Annotated in this window: 12 protein-coding genes; 4 read left to right on the forward strand and 8 right to left on the reverse strand. The window is 39.3% G+C overall.

What is annotated here, in order from left to right; all coding sequences use genetic code 11:
• Position 1 precedes the first annotated feature (1 nt).
• The 7 genes from AC2JBO_RS03845 to AC2JBO_RS03875 form a co-directional block, all read right to left on the reverse strand.
• Positions 2–1,723, reverse strand: coding sequence for an alpha/beta hydrolase (locus AC2JBO_RS03845; protein WP_496952302.1), 1,722 nt, complete (start codon positions 1,721–1,723; stop codon positions 2–4).
• 395 nt (positions 1,724–2,118) lie between these two features.
• Positions 2,119–2,409: a putative quinol monooxygenase gene (locus AC2JBO_RS03850; protein WP_496952303.1), complete on the reverse strand. Its 291-nt coding sequence runs from the start codon at positions 2,407–2,409 to the stop codon at positions 2,119–2,121.
• A 25-nt stretch (positions 2,410–2,434) separates the two neighbouring features.
• On the reverse strand, positions 2,435–3,082 hold the full coding sequence (gene mtnB, locus AC2JBO_RS03855; RefSeq protein ID WP_496952304.1) for a methylthioribulose 1-phosphate dehydratase: 648 nt from the start codon (positions 3,080–3,082) through the stop codon (positions 2,435–2,437).
• A gap of 4 nt (positions 3,083–3,086) precedes the next feature.
• Entirely contained in the window at positions 3,087–3,722 is a 636-nt protein-coding gene (locus AC2JBO_RS03860) for an HAD-IB family phosphatase (protein WP_496952305.1), read from the reverse strand.
• A 76-nt stretch (positions 3,723–3,798) separates the two neighbouring features.
• Complete coding sequence (locus AC2JBO_RS03865) at positions 3,799–4,809, reverse strand: RRXRR domain-containing protein (RefSeq protein ID WP_496952306.1); 1,011 nt, start codon at positions 4,807–4,809, stop codon at positions 3,799–3,801.
• 21 nt (positions 4,810–4,830) lie between these two features.
• Positions 4,831–6,645: a group II intron reverse transcriptase/maturase gene (ltrA, locus tag AC2JBO_RS03870; protein WP_496952307.1), complete on the reverse strand. Its 1,815-nt coding sequence runs from the start codon at positions 6,643–6,645 to the stop codon at positions 4,831–4,833.
• 576 nt (positions 6,646–7,221) lie between these two features.
• Positions 7,222–7,458: an RRXRR domain-containing protein gene (locus tag AC2JBO_RS03875; RefSeq protein WP_496952308.1), complete on the reverse strand. Its 237-nt coding sequence runs from the start codon at positions 7,456–7,458 to the stop codon at positions 7,222–7,224.
• Between the two features lie 519 nt (positions 7,459–7,977).
• On the opposite strand from AC2JBO_RS03875, the gene AC2JBO_RS03880 reads away from it, so the two are divergent.
• Both AC2JBO_RS03880 and AC2JBO_RS03885 read left to right on the forward strand, forming a co-directional pair.
• Positions 7,978–9,327 carry an LCP family protein gene (locus AC2JBO_RS03880; protein WP_496952309.1) on the forward strand — a complete coding sequence of 450 codons (1,350 nt, stop codon included), beginning with the start codon at positions 7,978–7,980 and terminating at the stop codon, positions 9,325–9,327.
• 44 nt (positions 9,328–9,371) lie between these two features.
• Positions 9,372–10,292: an undecaprenyl-diphosphate phosphatase gene (locus AC2JBO_RS03885; RefSeq protein ID WP_496952310.1), complete on the forward strand. Its 921-nt coding sequence runs from the start codon at positions 9,372–9,374 to the stop codon at positions 10,290–10,292.
• Between the two features lie 188 nt (positions 10,293–10,480).
• Here the strand turns inward: AC2JBO_RS03885 and AC2JBO_RS03890 are convergent, their stop codons facing one another.
• Positions 10,481–11,335, reverse strand: a complete 855-nt coding sequence (locus AC2JBO_RS03890; RefSeq protein WP_496952311.1) for an Rpn family recombination-promoting nuclease/putative transposase — start codon at positions 11,333–11,335, stop codon at positions 10,481–10,483.
• A gap of 215 nt (positions 11,336–11,550) precedes the next feature.
• Here AC2JBO_RS03890 and AC2JBO_RS03895 point away from each other — a divergent pair, with 215 nt between their 5' ends.
• Positions 11,551–16,926 (forward strand): trifunctional serine/threonine-protein kinase/ATP-binding protein/sensor histidine kinase, encoded by a 5,376-nt coding sequence (locus tag AC2JBO_RS03895; protein ID WP_496952312.1) that lies wholly within the window; start codon positions 11,551–11,553, stop codon positions 16,924–16,926.
• Between the two features lie 159 nt (positions 16,927–17,085).
• Positions 17,086–18,372 carry an acetyl ornithine aminotransferase family protein gene (locus tag AC2JBO_RS03900; RefSeq protein ID WP_496952313.1) on the forward strand — a complete coding sequence of 429 codons (1,287 nt, stop codon included), beginning with the start codon at positions 17,086–17,088 and terminating at the stop codon, positions 18,370–18,372.
• The last annotated feature ends 66 nt before the right edge of the window (positions 18,373–18,438 follow it).

Below are 18,438 nucleotides of genomic sequence, written 5' to 3' on the forward strand. Positions count from 1 at the left end.
TTTACCTGCCATTATTCGCGAATATTTTCTCTATTTGCTCATTCGTTAATGAACGCACTAAATCTATATTCACCGGCGCCTTACTAATATAGCGAGCATAGGAAGCACTTAAATATGGACTGTATTGCTGCTGGTTTGATAAGTGGGTTTCAAAGAATGCAACGCTTAATGCTTTAACATATGTTTGGGCAATTGCTGGGTCAGGACCAATTAATCCCCTCGGTACTGGTAGAACACTTTCGGTAGCATTTAATTTTTCTGACACTGAGAAATGAGTCCCCTTCTCGATTAATCCTAAATACTTATTTTGCGTCGTTAACCATGAGTAAGGAATTACCTGTTCGGGAACTGCTGGTGTTATCACATCCTGACTACCACCGATTAACATTACAGGAACTTGAATTTGGCTAACTCCTTTCTGATTTAATACAACACTACTTAAAGGATTTAAAGCCATTATTGCTTTAACGCGCGTGTCTTGCAGTGGTGGAATTGGAATTCTCTGCCGTAATAATTCATTTGCACGGCACTGTAGAAATACTGATAAATTTAAGGAATTATTCGGATTACATTGTTGAAGAACCGACCTAGCATCTATTGTGGCGCCTGCTAGGGTTAAAGCTGTATAACCACCATAAGAGTGTCCTATTACACCAACTTCTTGGACATTAAGTTGTCCGACAAAATTTGAACCCGATTGATTAAGGCGTTGCAGTTGATCGAGTAAGAATTTAATATCTAAAGGACGGTTAATTAACTCGCGCGCTTCTGGTGGACTTGCTAAACCTGCAAAGTACTGCTGAATTTTTTTCGCGTCACTACCTGGATGTTCGAGAACTGCGACGGCAAAACCGTAGGAAGCAAGATGCTTTGCAGCATAAGCAAAAGTTTCGCGGTCTTCAGCAACACCGTGAGAAATAACAATTAGTCGAAATGGTGGTTTAATGGAAGTTGAGGCGCCCCCTGAACTGTTATCTTTATTTTGTGGCAAGTATAAATCAACAGGAAACGTGCGACCTCGAGAAGTATCATTCATCTCCAAAGATACTACCCTAAACCCAAAACTACCTGGAACTCGCAAATCTGGCTGTTGAGAAAAATCAGTAGTTACAGCAGCAGTTTGAGATGAAGCTACTTCTTTTAGACCCTCAACAACCTTATCCCTCGTTCTTATTAACTCAGAAAGATTAGAAAGTATTTCCTGTCCCTCAGTTAGGTTGAGACGAATAGTACTAGAGGGGTAGCGACGAATTACATCAACGATATTTAATTCTCCCTTTTCAGTTGTTCCCAATATCAATGACGAACGCAAAGCATAAAAACTGCCTTCCCTTGTTTCCGTCATTATCAACTCAGACAACCGTCGCACCACACTCTCCCCTAACTGTGCATATGTAACTTGCGACACTAAAGTTCGACTCAATTTGAAACGAGTCCTAAGTAGTTGCCGAAATTGCGCGCGTTGTGCAGAAGGAACACGGTTTAGATAAAAAGCAAAGTCGTCAGTAACGCGACCGGACTCCGCATAAGTTGCAATATCATCGGTAGATATCGTAAACTCACCGAATGGAGGATAATAAAAAGCTATACGGTCGGCGCCGAATCCTGGAGTTGCAGTCGCGAGTGTTGATACTATACCGAAACTCAAAGCTTTGAGTACGCTATTTCGCAAGCGTAGTGTTTTGGTTTGAAATGTAACGGCAGATGTAATATTAGAACTCATAACCATAAATATACTAGCCGAGTATAATCGCATAAACGTATTATTTCACGGTTATGAAGGCGCTAACATCACCGTAATGGTTGATTTTGGCATAAGAGACCTTAAATAATGGAGGTATCACGTATATTCTCGGATAAGGCACCCGACAGAATTAAATTTCTAGTATTTCTACTGAAGCTTATTCAAATATTTATATTCTATAAAATGAATATATTGCGAACCTTCTAAAGCCAAACTATATACTGAACCATTTTGAGCAATCTTGTTACAGCAAGGTTGCTCAAATTATAAATACCATTACAGTAAAATTACTTAACTCCCATCTTATGAAGCCTGCGAAGGCAGGCTTCGCTCGTGTAGCCATACCCTTCGAGCGTATGGTATGGAATAATAAATTAATACACCAATTCATAACGACGAATATCAGGTGCCACAGCAACGATACCATCCAGTTTTCCAGCAGCTTCTGCAAAATGCGGCGCCTGAAAGTGTAAATTCAAAGCAGCATCATCAGTCCATTCTTCGACAAAGGTAAAATCAGTCGAGTCCTCTAAATTTTGCAGCAGTTCATACTTAACGCATCCTGCTTCAACTCTTGAAGCTTCGACAAGACGTAATGCCAAAGCTTTAAAGTCATTTTCCTTACCGGGTAACGTGACAACACGGGCAACAACGCGAAGGGTCATAAGTAGTACTTAGTTCAATATCTAGCTAAATTTCAGCTTTTCTTGCCGCGACCATATAACGAAACACAAACTCTGTAATCTCAATATAATTACGCGCGGTTTCAAGCGAGTTTGCCCAGACTGTAACACCGTGGTTACGAATTAGTAAAGCGGGTATTTGGGGTTTTTGTGTTAAAAAGCGGGTTTTGATATCATCAGCAATTTTTGGAACCTTTAAATGGTTATCAAACAAAGGCATCATACAATTAGGGTTTTCTTCCCAAATACCCAAACCCTTAATCATTTCCAAAGGTGGTAACGGTAATTTGTCACCCTCAACAAAGTGCGATACTAAATTCGCATCGACTGAGTGAACGTGAAAACAAGCTTGTGCATCGGGAAATAGTTCGTAAATGCACGAGTGAATAGAGGTTTCTGCTGATGGTTTTATTGATGCTTCCAACGGCACCTCTACACTACCATCAGGATAAACACGTACAAAATCTCCGCTAGTTAGTTTTCCTTTTGACTTACCGCTGGCAGTAATCCAAAAACTGTTATCGGGCATTTTTGCCGAAATATTCCCTGCTGTACCTAACATCCAACCTTGTGCGTGGAAATAAGTAGCAGCGTCAATAAGTTCTGGACGAGGGTCATAATTGGTACTAACTGTATCAAGTAATTCTTGCTTCATTTTATTAGGCATCCCACATTTGTATTAAAGCAGTGCGAATATCAAAAAAATCATCAAAAGCAATATAAGGTTTGTTTCGTTCTGAGAGATATTTTGCTAAACGGTCACGGGCAAACACAGTAGGCGCCGTCAATGCCATATTTAAATCGGTGACAGAATCACCAATTGCTATTTTAATATTCGTTGCGTCGTATAAATCCATAACTTTGACTTTATCAACCAACTCAGTTTCACCTTCATAAGGTGATACAACACGAAAATGCGAACCACTCGTATCTACATCTATCGCGTAAATAGCGTGAGTGCGTTGTACTAAAGAATTTAATACAACTTCAACCATCGAACGTAACCCACCTGATACAACCACGAACGGCACATCCCGTTCTTGAAGAAAATCTAATAATTCCGGAAGTCCCGCGCGCATTGGTTGGCACCGAGTAAATTCGATAATTTCTGGCAAACGTTCGGATGGTATTGACTCCAGTATGCGACGCACACCATCACGTAACGTCACTTTCAATTCATACATTTGAGGTATTAACTCAGCCGCCAGTTGAGGCGCAAACTCCTTCAAAACAGCAACAAAAGTCTCTTGAGCAGTTATAGTACCATCAAAGTCACAAAAAACTATATTTTTCATCTTTTTTTGCGTTCACGCAGTGTTCCGAAGGAAAGATACCCCGACCTCGACTATGTAGGTCTCTTAGGGATAGCAATCAAATTTGATGGTTCGATGCCATCAAATTTGATAATTTCCGATTTGGTAGCACAATCAATCCTGTGTTGCGCCTCACTAATTGGACTTTGCTTTTGGTACACTGACCTAACCGTTCCCAGTTAACGTCAGACACGGAAACAGCCGTTTTTGTATCACCACTTACCCAACCAAAAAAGGTTTTCTTGCCTTGAGTCGCTTTGACATAATCGCCTTTTCTAAAACCATGACGAGTAGTAGTTCCGCCATATTTACGACGTTTTCCACCTTTTGAAGGCAGCATCAAGTGAAGTTGGCGCCGTGATACAGGTGGACGACGAATCACAGTAAATGGTGCAGGTGTAACTTTTACTTCACCCTTCCATCGCATTGATTGACTGTCAACCATGCCGTACTTGATGAAAACGCTACAGGCAAGTGCGACCCCATCTACTGCGTGCGTTGCGGGAATTGCATCACACTTAGAATCTTTCTGTTTGTACAACCCTAATTGCTGCCTGATGTTAGCAGTTTCCCAACCTTCTAGATGTTTTACCTCACCATATTTTTTTAGGTTTTCCAGTTGCCATTTTTGACCAACCATCACCGGACTAAACCCTTTATCACCGGACGCTTTTACTACTTCGTAAACAACATTGGTAATTGGGTAAATTGATGATAATTCTTTAATTACGCGCAATTCAAGCTCGCGGTTAGCTCGAATACTTGGCGGTATTTTACGCTTCTTACGATTATCAAATCGTTTTTCTCGATGCGCGCGTTTCTTAAAAGGTAATTTGCGGTTAATACGCTTACCTCTGCGATTTCTCCGCATCATGCGTCGTTGCTTCATTCTATCAAAGACCGTTTGGAATGGTAATTGTATATGAGTAAGCCACAGAGTAAACTTGGCAGACTGTACACCGATACCAGTAAAGTCAGCGACTCCCTCACGAGAGCCGCTGCTCTCCAGAACGGAACGTGAGGGTTTCCCCTCATTCCGCTCCTCGAAAAAGTGATGTTTGTCAAACATACCTCATAACCAACTTTATCCTCAATTTAAGGGTGGTTTAGGCTTGGCACTATTACAGCCAGATTTTGCGCCAAAACTGCCATCGCTGACGGTTTTTCTATCATGGCAATGTCGATGGAGAAGTTGCCAATTTTTGTATTCATCCTTTCCGCCTTTCGACTTAGGGGTGATATGGTCTATTTCGATTATGTCTCCATCTTTAAAGTGTAATCCGCAGTGGGCGCATTTCCCTTTTTGTTGTTTTAACAAGAATGCCACTCGAGATGGCATTTCAGGGTGTTTACCCATTCTTGTACTCCAATAAACCAGGTTTCCATCGAAAGGTGAGGCTTCCCCTTTTACTTTAATATGCCTTTCAATTTTAGTGTGGGCATATTTTATTAGTGTTAGAGGATTGTCTCCTGAAGTTGCGAAAACCCAGTTGTCATTATCAATGCTTTGCCAATATTTTTTGTTTATCCATGTTTTGGATTTATTTGGATGGCGAAAGCGTGCCCAAGCTTGTAGTTTCCGAAAAATTAAGAAATCTAATTTTCCAAGTATTTTTGAAATTTCTACACTAGAGTAATAGTTTGCCCACCCTCTAATCACAGGATTTAGGTGTTTAATTAACGCAGCTTGAGGGGCTGCTTTGTGAGCGTTTATTATCTCTACAATTTGTTGGTAGTGTTCCTTAATTTTCTCCTTGCTTGGGGTGATGCTGGTTTTAAAACCTAGCAACCCGACTCCCTTTGCTCTTTTTCCCGATTGGTACTTACCTACCGGAATTTGTCTGATATGAAACCCGAGGAAATTAAATCCTGGTTCTTCATTTTCATATCCGTTTAAAGTGTGGGTAATCCGTGTTTTACTTGGTTTCAATTCTAGTCCCATGTCACTTAACCACGAGATAATTGTCTCTTTACATCTAGTGATTACGGTTATGTCTTCATGTAGAAGAACAAAATCATCGGCGTACCTAATGAAATTTAGGGCTTTACGATTGTCCCTTTTTCCAAATCCATTTCTGGTCGGAAGTGTATCAGCAAACTGTTTGATTCTTTCTTCTAAACCGTGGAGGGCAATATTAGCTAAAAGTGGCGAACATACTCCACCTTGTGGCGTGCCCTCGGATGTTGGGAACAACTGTTTTCCATCCATCACACCAGCTTTTAACCAAGCTCGGATTTGTCTCCGTAAGGTGGGGAAGGTATTTAGTTTTTCTAACAGTTGTTTGTGGTTAATTTTATCGAAGCACTTCGATATATCGGCATCTAAGACATATTTTGCCTTTTGATTGATGGATATGAAAATTGCTTCAATTGCGTCATGGGTCGAGCGCCCTGGTCTAAAACCGAAGGAGTTTGGCTCAAATCGAGCTTCCCATTCAGGTTCTAATACTAATTTGGTTAGTGATTGTAGTGCGCGGTCGTGCATTGTAGGTATTGATAGGGGGCGTTTTTCTTCTTTCCCTGGCTTATCTATCCAAACTCTTCTAGTTGGTTTAGCTTTGCCTGTGGTTTCGAGTTGCCCTACCAGACGCATACGTGCTGTTGGGGACAAAGATTTAACTCCATCCACACCTGCCGTCTTTTTGCCTGTGTTGTCTTGTGTAACCTTTCGTACCGCTAAACACTTAGCTGACCAGGATTTCAGCATCAGTTTTTGGAGTCCGCGAACTGTTTTGACATCTCCACGAGCAGAGGCTTGGAAAATTCGTTTTTGCAACTTAAAAATACGACGTTCTACTTTTTTCCAATTGATATCTTGCCAACAAGTTGGCAGCATACTAACTGGGTAGGGTATGTCGTTTTCCCATGCAATCCTCACATTTGAGTGGGCTTTTGCTGTATTCATCGCTACTTACAACCTTTCCTTTCACTTAATCGTGAGTCTGTCTGCATATCCTTGCCATTACAGCAAGGCATTCGCTTGAGACTCAATCTTTCCTTCGATAAGCCTGGTTTTTTCCAGAGTTTGCATCTTGGTTGATTTCTCGACTTATTGGCAGCCGAGAGCTTTATCGAGGGTTACTTCGTTCCTGCTAATCATTCTTTGAGCCTTTAGAGTGGTGCAGTCCACCGGGTTTATCGGGGGTGTAAACTGGTCTGTACACAAGCAGCCAGCCCCATATCCTTCACCTTTTGGTTCTAGTGTATCAGCCTGATTTCACTAGTGCTCAACTACGATGGTTGGTGTCACCTTTGCTTACGCTACTCATAGGCTCTTTGCTTGCCGGGTTTCCAGATTAGGCTACCAGATACCGTCTTTCATCCCTGCTTTACGGATTGAAGACCACTCTCTACCGTAAGGGAAGTGCTGTCACCGCCTACACCTGCGGGGTAGGTTTTACACCTACATGATTGGCAAGTTGTTAAGGTTTGTTTCAACCATTACGAGAGGCTGAGAGCCTTACCCCGTATACATTACGACTTATGCAGCCGCACTTTGTACGGGAACGAATCGCACTGTGTAATGTTTGCCTGGGTCAACACCAACAGCAATTGGTTGTGCGTTGGTAGTTTTAGGATGTTCAATTAATTGAATTTGAAAAATGCTAAGGTCGTTATACACCACTTTAGCTTTACCTTGTTTTAACCATCGACGTGCCCGACTTGGTTTTGTCGGCATTAATGCTTTGCCATCAGGCGATAATACAGGTACTCGCATAGAGAGATAATCCTCCGAGTAAAGTTAATAGTCCCTTTGCCCAACGCGATTATGATGTCTTGGCTCTACCCAACACCATTGATAAGATGGCTGAAATTTAATCCGGACTAGGGAAGAATCCGGTAGTTTTTGCAGAACCGCGTCTCAATGGGCTATTCAACACTTAAAGTCGTAAGGCTTACCCCCTACAATCCCCACCCTCCGTAGGGTGGGGTAGTTGAACCCATAACCCTACTGTCATTGGTCACGTAGTCAAAAATATTAACAAATTATAATTTTCATTACAATACCGAAACTGAATAAGTTTTTTTTATACCATTCACAAGATTAAAAAAACTTGCGAATAATTTATAGTTATTTTTGCAAAAATAATCCACAATCTAGGTAGTCAAATTCTTGGTGAAGCTTTGTATAGATAAACTCTTAGATGTTTTCTCGTATACAACAAGTTTTTACTAACTTAACACCAGTATTTGATGACCTTGAGTGAGTCTACATAATGTAGTGTGAGGATGAAATATGGGAACAGGAAAAGAGCAAAGAAATGTAAATAATGATGAGAGTAAGCAAGATGAGAATATTGAGAAAAATAAAGGTAAGTTCTCTTGGTTCTTAGCAGTTAGTATTGTGACTGGCTGTTTTCTATTTAGCTTGATATCAGCATCTATACTTGCTGGCACTCCGTTTAGAAAAAGTATTTCTGCTCATCTACCTAACGCGCGTAGCAATGACTCCTTAATTCCCGATACGTTAACTCGTCCTGTAAACATTCTATTTCTAGGTATAGATAACTCCGGTCATCCCCACTCCCAAGACCCGACACATACTCAAGCATTAGCAGGTAACAGTGACACAATGTTACTAGTACGTTTGATGCCTGACACCCATAAAATTAATGTTTTGTCAATTCCTAGGGATACACTTGTGGAATTACCGGGAAAGGGAATAGACAAAATTAATGATGCTAATGTGATAGGTGGCGCCGAAGCAGCGGCAAAAGCAGTTAGTAGTTTGTTGTCTAATATACCAATTGACCATTATGTCAGGGTTGACACCGAGGGTTTTATAGAATTAATCAATGTTTTGGGAGACGTGGAAGTTAACATTGCTAAACCAATGCATTATGTAGATAAAACCCAGAAATTATATATAGACTTTCAAGCAGGTAAACAAAAGCTTAACGGTCAGCACTTTCAAGAATACGTCCGCTTTCGTCACGATGAACTAGGTGATATTGGTAGAGTTCAACGACAGCAGGAAGCTTTAAAAGCACTGTTGCAAACTCTTTTAAAACCTGAGACAGTGGCGAAAATACCGCAATTACTTGGTGTCATCAAAAATAATGTAGACACTGACTTTTCAATTGGCGAAATCTTAGGTATATTCGAGTTTCTCAGTCACAGCGACCGTAAAAGCATTAGTTTAGTAATGTTACCTGGTCGTTTTAGTGAGCGCAGTGAATATAAACTCAGCTATTGGATAGCGAACCGTGAAGGGATACCGCCTATACTAGCAAACTATTTTGATGTTAAGAGTGACCAAGTAGCTAATAGCGATACTCAAATTACCGACACTCAAAAAAGCAAAATCAAGTTAGCGATATCGAATGGAACTGAAGAATCTAAACTTTCTAGAAAAGCTGCAACATTTCTAACTGAACACGGTTTCCCGCGCGCTTATGTTTCAAATCATGAAGTGGACGCAGAGAATTTTCCTCTTCCCAAAACAAAGATTATAGCTCAGAAAGGTAATGTAGAAGCAGCAAACGCTGTTAGAGATACTTTGGGAATTGGAGAAGTAGAAATTGATTCAATTGGGGATATATATTCTGACGTTACAGTTATAATCGGTCAAGATTTTGGTAAATAAATATTCATTGGGTGGTAAGATTATCCATAAAGTTAGTAATTTTTATGACTTATACAACTTGTATGATTAACAACTTCATTGATACATTTATCGCTACAGCTTCTGCTAATAGTGATGTAGATTTAGGGTTTGTAGAATTAGGGTGGTTTAAGGTTATAATTTTAGGAATTGTGCAAGGGATTACTGAATTATTACCAATTAGCAGTACTGCTCATTTAAGGATAGTGCCAGCATTACTAGGATGGACAGACCCAGGTTCAGCGTTTTCTGCTGCCATGCAACTTGCTTCGTTAGCTGCTGTTATCGCTTATTTTTGGAAAGATATTAAACAATTAGCTGGAGGTACATTTCGGGCAATTGAATCTAGAAATTTTGATAGTGGTGCCTTTCGACTTACACTTGGTATATTAGTAGGTACAATACCTTTAATTATTCTCGGCGCCTTATTCAAAAAGTCATTAAACGTACCAAATTCTCCATTTAGAAGTTTAATAGTAATAGGCGCCGCATCTATTGTAATGTCACTATTACTAGCTTACGCAGAAAAACGTACTCATCACAAACGCACTTTTAACCAGCTAAACACGCGCGATGGTTTACTAGTAGGAGTTGCACAAGCATTTGCGTTAATACCTGGAGTATCCCGTTCAGGTTCCACATTAACAACAGGCATTTTTCTAGAAATGGAACGAGAAACAGCAGCAAAATTCTCCTTCCTACTAGGTTTACCAGCAGTATTACTAGCAGGAGCAGTAGAATTACATACATTATTCAAAGCAGGTTTAGATGCACACGGTTGGATGGTTCTGGGTATAGGTCTTACTTCTGCTAGCATTTCCGCATTCCTAGCAATATACGGACTACTACGCTACTTAGAAAAACACAACACATGGATTTTCGTTTGGTATCGTCTAGCAATGGGAGTCCTACTAATAGTCGGTTCAATAGCAGGCTTCCTACACTAAAATCACAAATCTTTCAGGAGCAGTCTTGTGGAACAGGCACCTACATCCTGAAAGTAGCGTGTTTTTTTCAAATCATCTAGCCTAAACATAAGCTCTAACTCCTGTATATTTAACGTGCGGAAACTTGTATAGCAGTATTTAAAAACTATAGGTTGGGTGAAGGCTTTGCGTAACCCAACCTACATGAACTAGTTATTACCTGTTACTTCTTTTAGTGACTGCTGAAACTCATTTATATTGTTAACAGTCACAGCTTGTATAATCAGACTTTCCAGAAAAGATAAATCTTTAATATTATTCAATGTTTCCCCAATATCTGAAGGTACATTATTAAACCGTGTCTTTAAAACTGATGATATATTTTTACGTGCGGTTTTCAAACCACCTTCTTCCATTACATCCTGAAAGTACCGTGTTTGCTTCAAATCATCTAACCCAAACATAACTTCTAACTCCTGTCTACTTAACTTCGGAAACTTATATACCAATATCTTATCGATTAATTCCAAAATTTTCTCTTGCGCGTCTGCATCAGCAACTTGCGTTCTGGTTAGTTCCATCAACTCTCTGGCTTTCTCACCAACCTTTGCTTCAGCTTCTACGACTAATTTTACCATTCCTAGCCCAAGCGATGATGAGGATTTCTCTGGTAACTTGTCCAGATATATCCTTATCAGGCGCCCACTCTCAAAATATTCCTCATACTGAGCTAATTTACCAGTATCTAGACTCTCACGTGCAAAAATTGCTACAGCACGCCAGTTATGTTTAGGTTTATACTGCTTCAGATATAAAGATATTTCTCCAAACAAGTCCCAGTAAAAAGCCCTTTTTTTACGAAATTGAACTTCAACAAAATATATGGGTTTTTTCAAATCCTTGCGTGGTGGTAAATATATGCCATCGAAGCGAAACGCTAACTCTTTAACTTCTTTTGATGTAAACTCATAACCGTTAACATTTGATTCTGATTCGCCAATCAGTTCAAATAAAACGCTTGGCACTGTTTGAAACAATTGGTAGAAGATTGTGTCTGTTCTCATTTGATTTGAGAAATCCAAAACTTGTATTAATCGAGTATCTAATAAATATGTATTGTTTGCACTAGCCTATACTAAATCTTTAAGTACAGATGATTTTTATGAAATTCAATACTTAATTATTCTAAAACCCAATTTTTCATAAACCTGATATAAATCTTTTTAAAGTGGGAATAATAACTTTGTAAAGGTAGCTTAATCTAAGACGGGTAGTGGTAATGGTTACAGCAGCAATTAAGATTCTTGGGTACAGCATTACAGAAATAATCTATGTTGGTACTAGAACAATTGTATATAAAGCTGTACGCGATTGTAACCAGGCGCCTGTTGCCATCAAGTTAATGCGAAACCCAGACCCCAGCTTCGATGAGATAGTTTACTTTCGCAACCAGTATACCATTGCTGCTAACCTTGATATTCCCGGTATCGTTCAACCCTACAGTTTAGAGACATATGGCAACGGTTATGCGTTAATAATGGAGTATGGTGGAATATCTTTGAAAGATTGGTTAGCATCCACCCAGTTATCAATACCTCACTTCCTGTCTATTGCCATTCAAGTTACAACCGTTCTTGACCTGCTACACCGTAACCGTGTTATTCACAAAGATATCAAACCTGCCAACATCTTAATTAATCTAGACACCCAGCAAGTCAAAATTACCGACTTTAGTATTTCATCTTTACTTCTACGCGAAACTCAACAACTGCAACGCAATATATTAGAAGGGACGTTAGCATACATTTCACCTGAACAAACCGGACGTATCAACCGAGGTATCGATTATCGCAGCGATTTTTACAGTTTAGGTGTAACTTTCTATGAGTTACTAACTGGGCAACTACCTTTTACTAGTAATGAACCAAGCGAGTTGGCGCATTGTCATATTACCAAGCAACCCGTCCCTGTTGACGCTATTAACAAAAATATTCCCAAAGCTTTAGCGGTGATGGTTTCTAAGTTAATGGCAAAAAACCCCGAAGAGCGTTATCAAAGCGCGCTGGGTTTGAAGTATGACCTACTGCTTTGTTTAAATTTATACCAAGGTAGCGTAGGCGCCAGCAATACTCTATTTTCTCTCGGAACAAAAGATATCTCCGACCGTTTCTTAATTCCCGATAAATTATATGGTCGAGAAGCAGAAGTTAATACTTTGCTACAAACATTCGCGCGTATGAACCGACCTCAGAAGGGGGTAGCTTTATTACACGGGTTTTCAGGAACAGGTAAAACTGCTTTAGTCAAAGAGGTTCAAAAGCCAATTACCCAGCATCACGGTTATTTTATCAAAGGTAAATACGACCAGTTCGCGCGCAATGTGCCATTATTCGGGTTTGTGCAAGCATTTCGTGATTTAATCGAACAGTTATTAGCTTTAAGCGAATCTCAGATTATAAAATGGAAAAATCTTATATTGGATGCTGTTGGTGATAATGGACAGGTCATTATTGATGTTATTCCTGATATCGAATTACTCATTGGTAAACAACCACCATCTACAGAGTTAGATGTAACAGCAGCGCAAAATCGCTTTAATTTAGTATTTTTAAAGTTTATTCGCGTTTTTTGCAGTCCTGAACACCCGCTTGTAATATTCCTAGATGATTTACAATGGGCTGATGCTGCTTCATTACAATTAATTCATCTGTTAGTAGTCGAAGCTGTTGAGTATTTATTAATTATCGGCGCCTATCGCGATAATGAAGTCAGCAGTACGCATCGATTAATGTTAACAATCGATGATATTTATAATGCGGGTGGAACGATAGAAACGATTACTTTAAACGCTTTGAGTTTCGATGCTGTAAATCAACTCGTGGCTGATACTGTAAATAGTAGTGTAGATGAAACTTATTCGTTAACGCAGTATATATATAGTAAGACTCAAGGTAACTCGTTTTTTATCCGTGAATTATTAAATGCATTGTATCAAGAGCGAGTTATTTACTTTGATTACGAAAAAAGTATATGGCAGTGGGAACTTGACGCTGCTCACAACTTGCCTTTAAGTAATAATGTCGTTGAGTTTATGGTATTAAAGTTACTTTCTTTACCAACTGCAACTCAAGATATATTAAAACTAGCAGCTTGTATTGGTAATCAATTTGATTTAGTTGATTTAAACATATTATCTACGGTATCCGGTCAGAATGAGACTGCGACTGCACTATGGGAAGCAATTCAGGAAGGGTTGATATTGACAACTAGTCAAGCTTATAAATACTACCAGTCAAAAGCTAGTGGTATGCTTATAGATGACAATGAACAATTAGCATTTACATTCCAATTTTTGCACGACCGCGTACAGCAAGCAGCATACACACTGATTTTAGAAGCCGACAAAAAGAGTACACATTTAAAAATTGGGCGCCTATTATTAAAAAGTGTTGCACCTTTCTCTAGGGAAGAGCGAATTTTTAATATAGTAAACCAGCTAAATTATGGAGTTGAGTTAATTACACACCAAGTTGAACGTGATGAACTCGCACAGCTAAACCTTGTTGCTTGTCGTAAAGCGAGGAGTGCCACTGCGTATAGTGCAGCTAGAGAATATGGAAACCTTGGAATTAAGCTTTTGGGAGAAGACAGTTGGCAGCGACATTATGACATAACATTAGCTTTGCATGAACTTGGCGCCGAAATTGCTTACTTGTGTGGTGACTTACAGCAGATGGAGTACTTTATCAATCAAGTTATTGATAACGCACGTGTATTATTGCATCAAATTAAAGTACATGAAATCAAAATTCAATTCTTAATTTCCCAAAATCGATTTGTAGATGCAATCTCAACGGCGCTAGCTATTTTACAACATTTTGGAATTAATTTTCCACAACAACCGACATCAGAAGACTTTGAGCAAGCAATGGCAGAAGTTGCTACATATATAGATGAGTCTAACAATGATTTGTCTGAATTGGCGCCAATGCAGTCAGAAGATATGTTAGCAGCAATGAGAATTTTATCAAGCGTTGTTTCTGCTGCTTACATTAGCTCGTCTCTACTTTATTCGTTAATTATTTTCAAGCAAGTTAGTATATCAATACAACATGGTAATGCTCCCAGTTCAGCATATGCATACGCAACGTATGGGTTAATATTGTGTGCTTTTGGCAATGATATCGAAGCTGGTTATCGCTCTGGAAATGCTGCACTCAAACTTTTACCCCAAGCAAGTGAATTCAAAGCCAAAGTTATTAACTTAGTATATCCGTTCGTTCTGCCTTGGAAAACTCATCTACAAACAAATATTCAGCCACTGCTTGAAGGTTATCACAGTGGTTTAGAAACTGGGGATTTAGAATTCGGCGCCTATTGTGCTTTTAATTACTGTAATTTGTCTTATTGGTCGGGTAAAAATTTAGCCCGGTTAGTAGACGAAATGGACTTGTATAAGCAAGCAATGCTACAAATTAAGCAGGAAAGCGCGCGTAAATTTCACTGTATTTTCTACCAAGTAGCTTTAAATCTCACTACAAATAATACAAATCTAGTATTATTAAACGGTGAAGTATATAACGAGTTAGAAATGCTACCAGTCCATAGGTCAGCAGGTGATAGTTATTCAATTGGTACATTGTACTTACACAAGCTAATGTTATGTGTACTATTTGGTGATAATCAACAAGCACTTGAAAATTCTATTTTAGCCCAAAAGTATGCAGGCGCCATTGCTGGAACTTATTACTCAGCGTTGATACCGTTTTATGCCTCTTTATGTCAACTTGGAATTTACTCAACACAAACGGCGCCTGAACAGGAAATTATTTTAACCCAAGTTAAACAAAACCAAGATAAAATCAAGAACTGGGCAAACCACGCTCCAATGAACCATTTACATAAATGGTATTTAGTGGAAGCAGAGCAACATCGGGTGTTAAACAATAAAGTCGAAGCAATAGAGTATTATGATAAAGCTATTGCTCTTGCCCAAGAGAACGGATATATTAACGAAGAAGCACTATGCTGGGAACTTGCGGCAAAATTTTACCTGGAATGGGGTAAAAAAATCATTGCACAAACCTATATGGTGAAAGCATATGAAGCATATCAGCATTGGGGAGCAAAAACCAAGCTCACGCACTTAAAACAAAACTATCCTCAGTTACTAACTCCATTACAATCTATAATATCTCCAATCAAAACCAATAAATTTGCGACTATTAGCAGTCATAGTACAACAGCTACCGAATATTTAGACTTTAAAGCTGTACTCAAAGCGTCTCAAAGTTTATCGAGTGAAATTCAACTTGATAAATTAGTATCAGCTTTGATGTCAGTTGTGTTAGAGAATGCAGGCGCGGACAAAGGTGTATTGTTACTACTAAAGAACAATATCCTTGGAGTTGCTGCTCATAGTCATGGCGAAATGGATGTGCAGTTTCCTGAGAATCTCATCAACTACGCGCGTTATGGGAAAAAAGCAGTAATAATTAATAACGTTGGCGCCAGTAGCGAGTTTACAGAAGATGCTTACTTTCAACAATTCCATCCGCAAAGTGTTTTATGTACACCAATTATAAGTAAAAGTCGTTTAGTTGGCGTATTGTATCTAGAAAATAATTCAGTTAGAGAAGCATTTACAACAGACAGGGTAGAAATATTAAACTTACTTTGTGTACAAGCAGCAATTTCGCTCTTAAACGCAACTCTTTATCAAACGTCACAAAACTACGCGCAGAAATTAGAGCAAAACCTTACTGAGCAGAAAATTCAAGGAGCAGAGTTACAGCGAACACTCGACTCACTACAAGAAGCTCAAACTCAACTCGTCCAAAGCGAGAAAATGTCAGCACTGGGTAACTTAGTTGCAGGTGTAGCACACGAAATAAACAACCCCGTTGGTTTCATAGCTGGTAATATCCAACCGGCACTTAACTTTGTTAATGATATATTTAAAATACTAGATTTATACCAAGAAAAATTTCCTGACCCAGGCGCCGAAATTAGCGAAGAAATAGAGACAATAGATTTAAACTACGTGCGTCAAGACTTGCCAAAGTTACTTTCTTCAATGAAAGAAGGTGTACAACGTATTCGTAGCATATCAAATAGCTTGCGGACGTTCTCACGCGCAGATACAGAAGCAAAAATTCCTTTTGATATTCATGACGGTATTAACAGCACCATCATGATACTTTCACACCGTCTCAAAGCAAACGAACATCGTCCCCAAATCGAAATAGTCAAAAATTATGCAAAATTACCTCAAATTAGTTGCTTCCCTGGACAAATCAATCAAGTACTGATGAACTTATTTGCCAATGCGATTGATGCACTCGAAGAATCAAACACCGAACGTAACTTTGAGGAAATTCAACTTAGTCCCAATTGTATAACAGTCAGAACCAGCTTAAGCACAGACGCACAAAAAGTAATTATATATATCAAAGATAATGGTAAAGGAATGAGCCAAGAAGTCAAAGAGCGTATCTTCGACAACTTATTTACAACCAAAGCAGTTGGTAAAGGTACAGGACTAGGACTAGCAATCGTGCGGCAAATTATTATAGAGAAACACGGTGGCAATATTAAGGTTAATTCTACACTAGGAGGTGGCGCCGAATTTATCATTGAAATCCCTGTTGATTAATGATACTATTGTGTGCGTTTGAAGTCGTGCGTTCATTATTAGGTGTTAATGTAGTCGGGAATATTTACTTTGAGTGTCATTCTGTAATTTCTGCAACAGAATATAATTTGCACTTTCCGTAAAAATAACTAAATATATATTTCGTTAAATATACAAGTAATGTTAAGTATACCTGTTAGTACATTGCCACGTTTGCCTAAGTTATTGACTTCATTACCAGGACCACGCGCGAAAGCATTAGTAGAACGTGACCATGCAGTAACATCGAGTTCTTACACCCGTGACTATCCGCTTGTAGTCGCGCGAGGTGAAGGGTGTATGGTGGAAGACGTTGATGGTAATGTGTTTCTTGATATGACTGCAGGTATTGCTGTTACTTCAACAGGTCACTGTCATCCTGAAGTCGTGCGGGCAATTCAAGACCAGTCAGCAAATTTACTGCATATGTCTGGTACTGATTTTTACTATGAGCCAATGATTGAGTTGGCTGAAATGTTGGCAGTGAAAATGCCACCTTACCCGACAAAAGTATTTTTCAGTAATTCCGGCACCGAGTCAAATGAAGGCGCCATAAAACTCGCGCGTTATTATACTGGACGTAATTTAATAGTGGCATTTTTAGGCGCCTTTCATGGACGTACTTATGGAGCGATGTCATTAACTGGTTCTAAAACTGTACAAAGAGCAAATTTTGGTTCTTTGTTACCAGGAGTTACTCATATACCTTATGGTACTCACGCCAGTTTAGATTATTTGGAACAATTATTTACAACGATATTACCAGCGAATGAAGTTGCCGCAATTATAGTAGAAGCTATCCAAGGTGAAGGTGGTTATATTGTTCCAGAAGACGGGTTTTTACAACGTATCCGTGAAATATGCGACTTTCACGGTATTTTGATGATAGTCGATGAAGTCCAGTCAGGGATGGGACGTACTGGTAAATTGTTTGCTATCGAACATTGGCACGTGGCACCGGATATTATTACTACAGCTAAAGGTATCGCTAGCGGTTTACCTTTGGGTGCTATTATTGCCCGTGCGGAAATAATGACGTGGAAACCCGGTTCTCACGCTACCACATTTGGAGGTAATCCAGTTGCATGTGCTGCGGGTATCGCAACATTACGGTTACTTGAAAATGAATTGATGGATAATGCAACCCAGATGGGAGAGCTATTACAAGCTGGTTTATTTAAATTACACCAACAGGTTCCACAGTTATCATTACCGCGCGGGAAAGGATTGATGGTAGCAGTTGATATATTAGACTCGGAAGGTAATTTAAGTAAGGAACTACGTGATAACATCGTCCAAAAAGCTTTTCATCACGGGTTGCTGTTACTGGGTTGCGGAAAAGCTGCTATTCGTTTCTGTCCCCCATTAGTTATTGACAGTACACAAATTCATGCTGCCATCAATATTCTTAGCCAAATTTTAAGATAATTAGCGTTCTTCTGATATAAAGCTTGGATAAATGGGAACTATAGAGTTAATTCAAAAAAAGGCGCC

This window comes from Calothrix sp. CBUCES-K 9914 (genome assembly GCF_059640475.1).

What these genes read in the sequence shown, in the direction of transcription:
- AC2JBO_RS03865 (WP_496952306.1), bottom strand. Translation starts at nt 4,809, where the DNA reads ATGTTTGACAAACATCACTTTTTCGAGGAGCGGAATGAGGGGAAACCC.
- AC2JBO_RS03895 (WP_496952312.1), top strand. Translation starts at nt 11,551, where the DNA reads ATGGTTACAGCAGCAATTAAGATTCTTGGGTACAGCATTACAGAAATA.
- AC2JBO_RS03880 (WP_496952309.1), top strand. Translation starts at nt 7,978, where the DNA reads ATGGGAACAGGAAAAGAGCAAAGAAATGTAAATAATGATGAGAGTAAG.
- AC2JBO_RS03845 (WP_496952302.1), bottom strand. Translation starts at nt 1,723, where the DNA reads ATGAGTTCTAATATTACATCTGCCGTTACATTTCAAACCAAAACACTA.
- AC2JBO_RS03900 (WP_496952313.1), top strand. Translation starts at nt 17,086, where the DNA reads ATGTTAAGTATACCTGTTAGTACATTGCCACGTTTGCCTAAGTTATTG.
- AC2JBO_RS03890 (WP_496952311.1), bottom strand. Translation starts at nt 11,335, where the DNA reads ATGAGAACAGACACAATCTTCTACCAATTGTTTCAAACAGTGCCAAGC.
- AC2JBO_RS03860 (WP_496952305.1), bottom strand. Translation starts at nt 3,722, where the DNA reads ATGAAAAATATAGTTTTTTGTGACTTTGATGGTACTATAACTGCTCAA.
- mtnB (WP_496952304.1), bottom strand. Translation starts at nt 3,082, where the DNA reads ATGAAGCAAGAATTACTTGATACAGTTAGTACCAATTATGACCCTCGT.
- ltrA (WP_496952307.1), bottom strand. Translation starts at nt 6,645, where the DNA reads ATGAATACAGCAAAAGCCCACTCAAATGTGAGGATTGCATGGGAAAAC.
- AC2JBO_RS03885 (WP_496952310.1), top strand. Translation starts at nt 9,372, where the DNA reads ATGACTTATACAACTTGTATGATTAACAACTTCATTGATACATTTATC.
- AC2JBO_RS03875 (WP_496952308.1), bottom strand. Translation starts at nt 7,458, where the DNA reads ATGCGAGTACCTGTATTATCGCCTGATGGCAAAGCATTAATGCCGACA.
- AC2JBO_RS03850 (WP_496952303.1), bottom strand. Translation starts at nt 2,409, where the DNA reads ATGACCCTTCGCGTTGTTGCCCGTGTTGTCACGTTACCCGGTAAGGAA.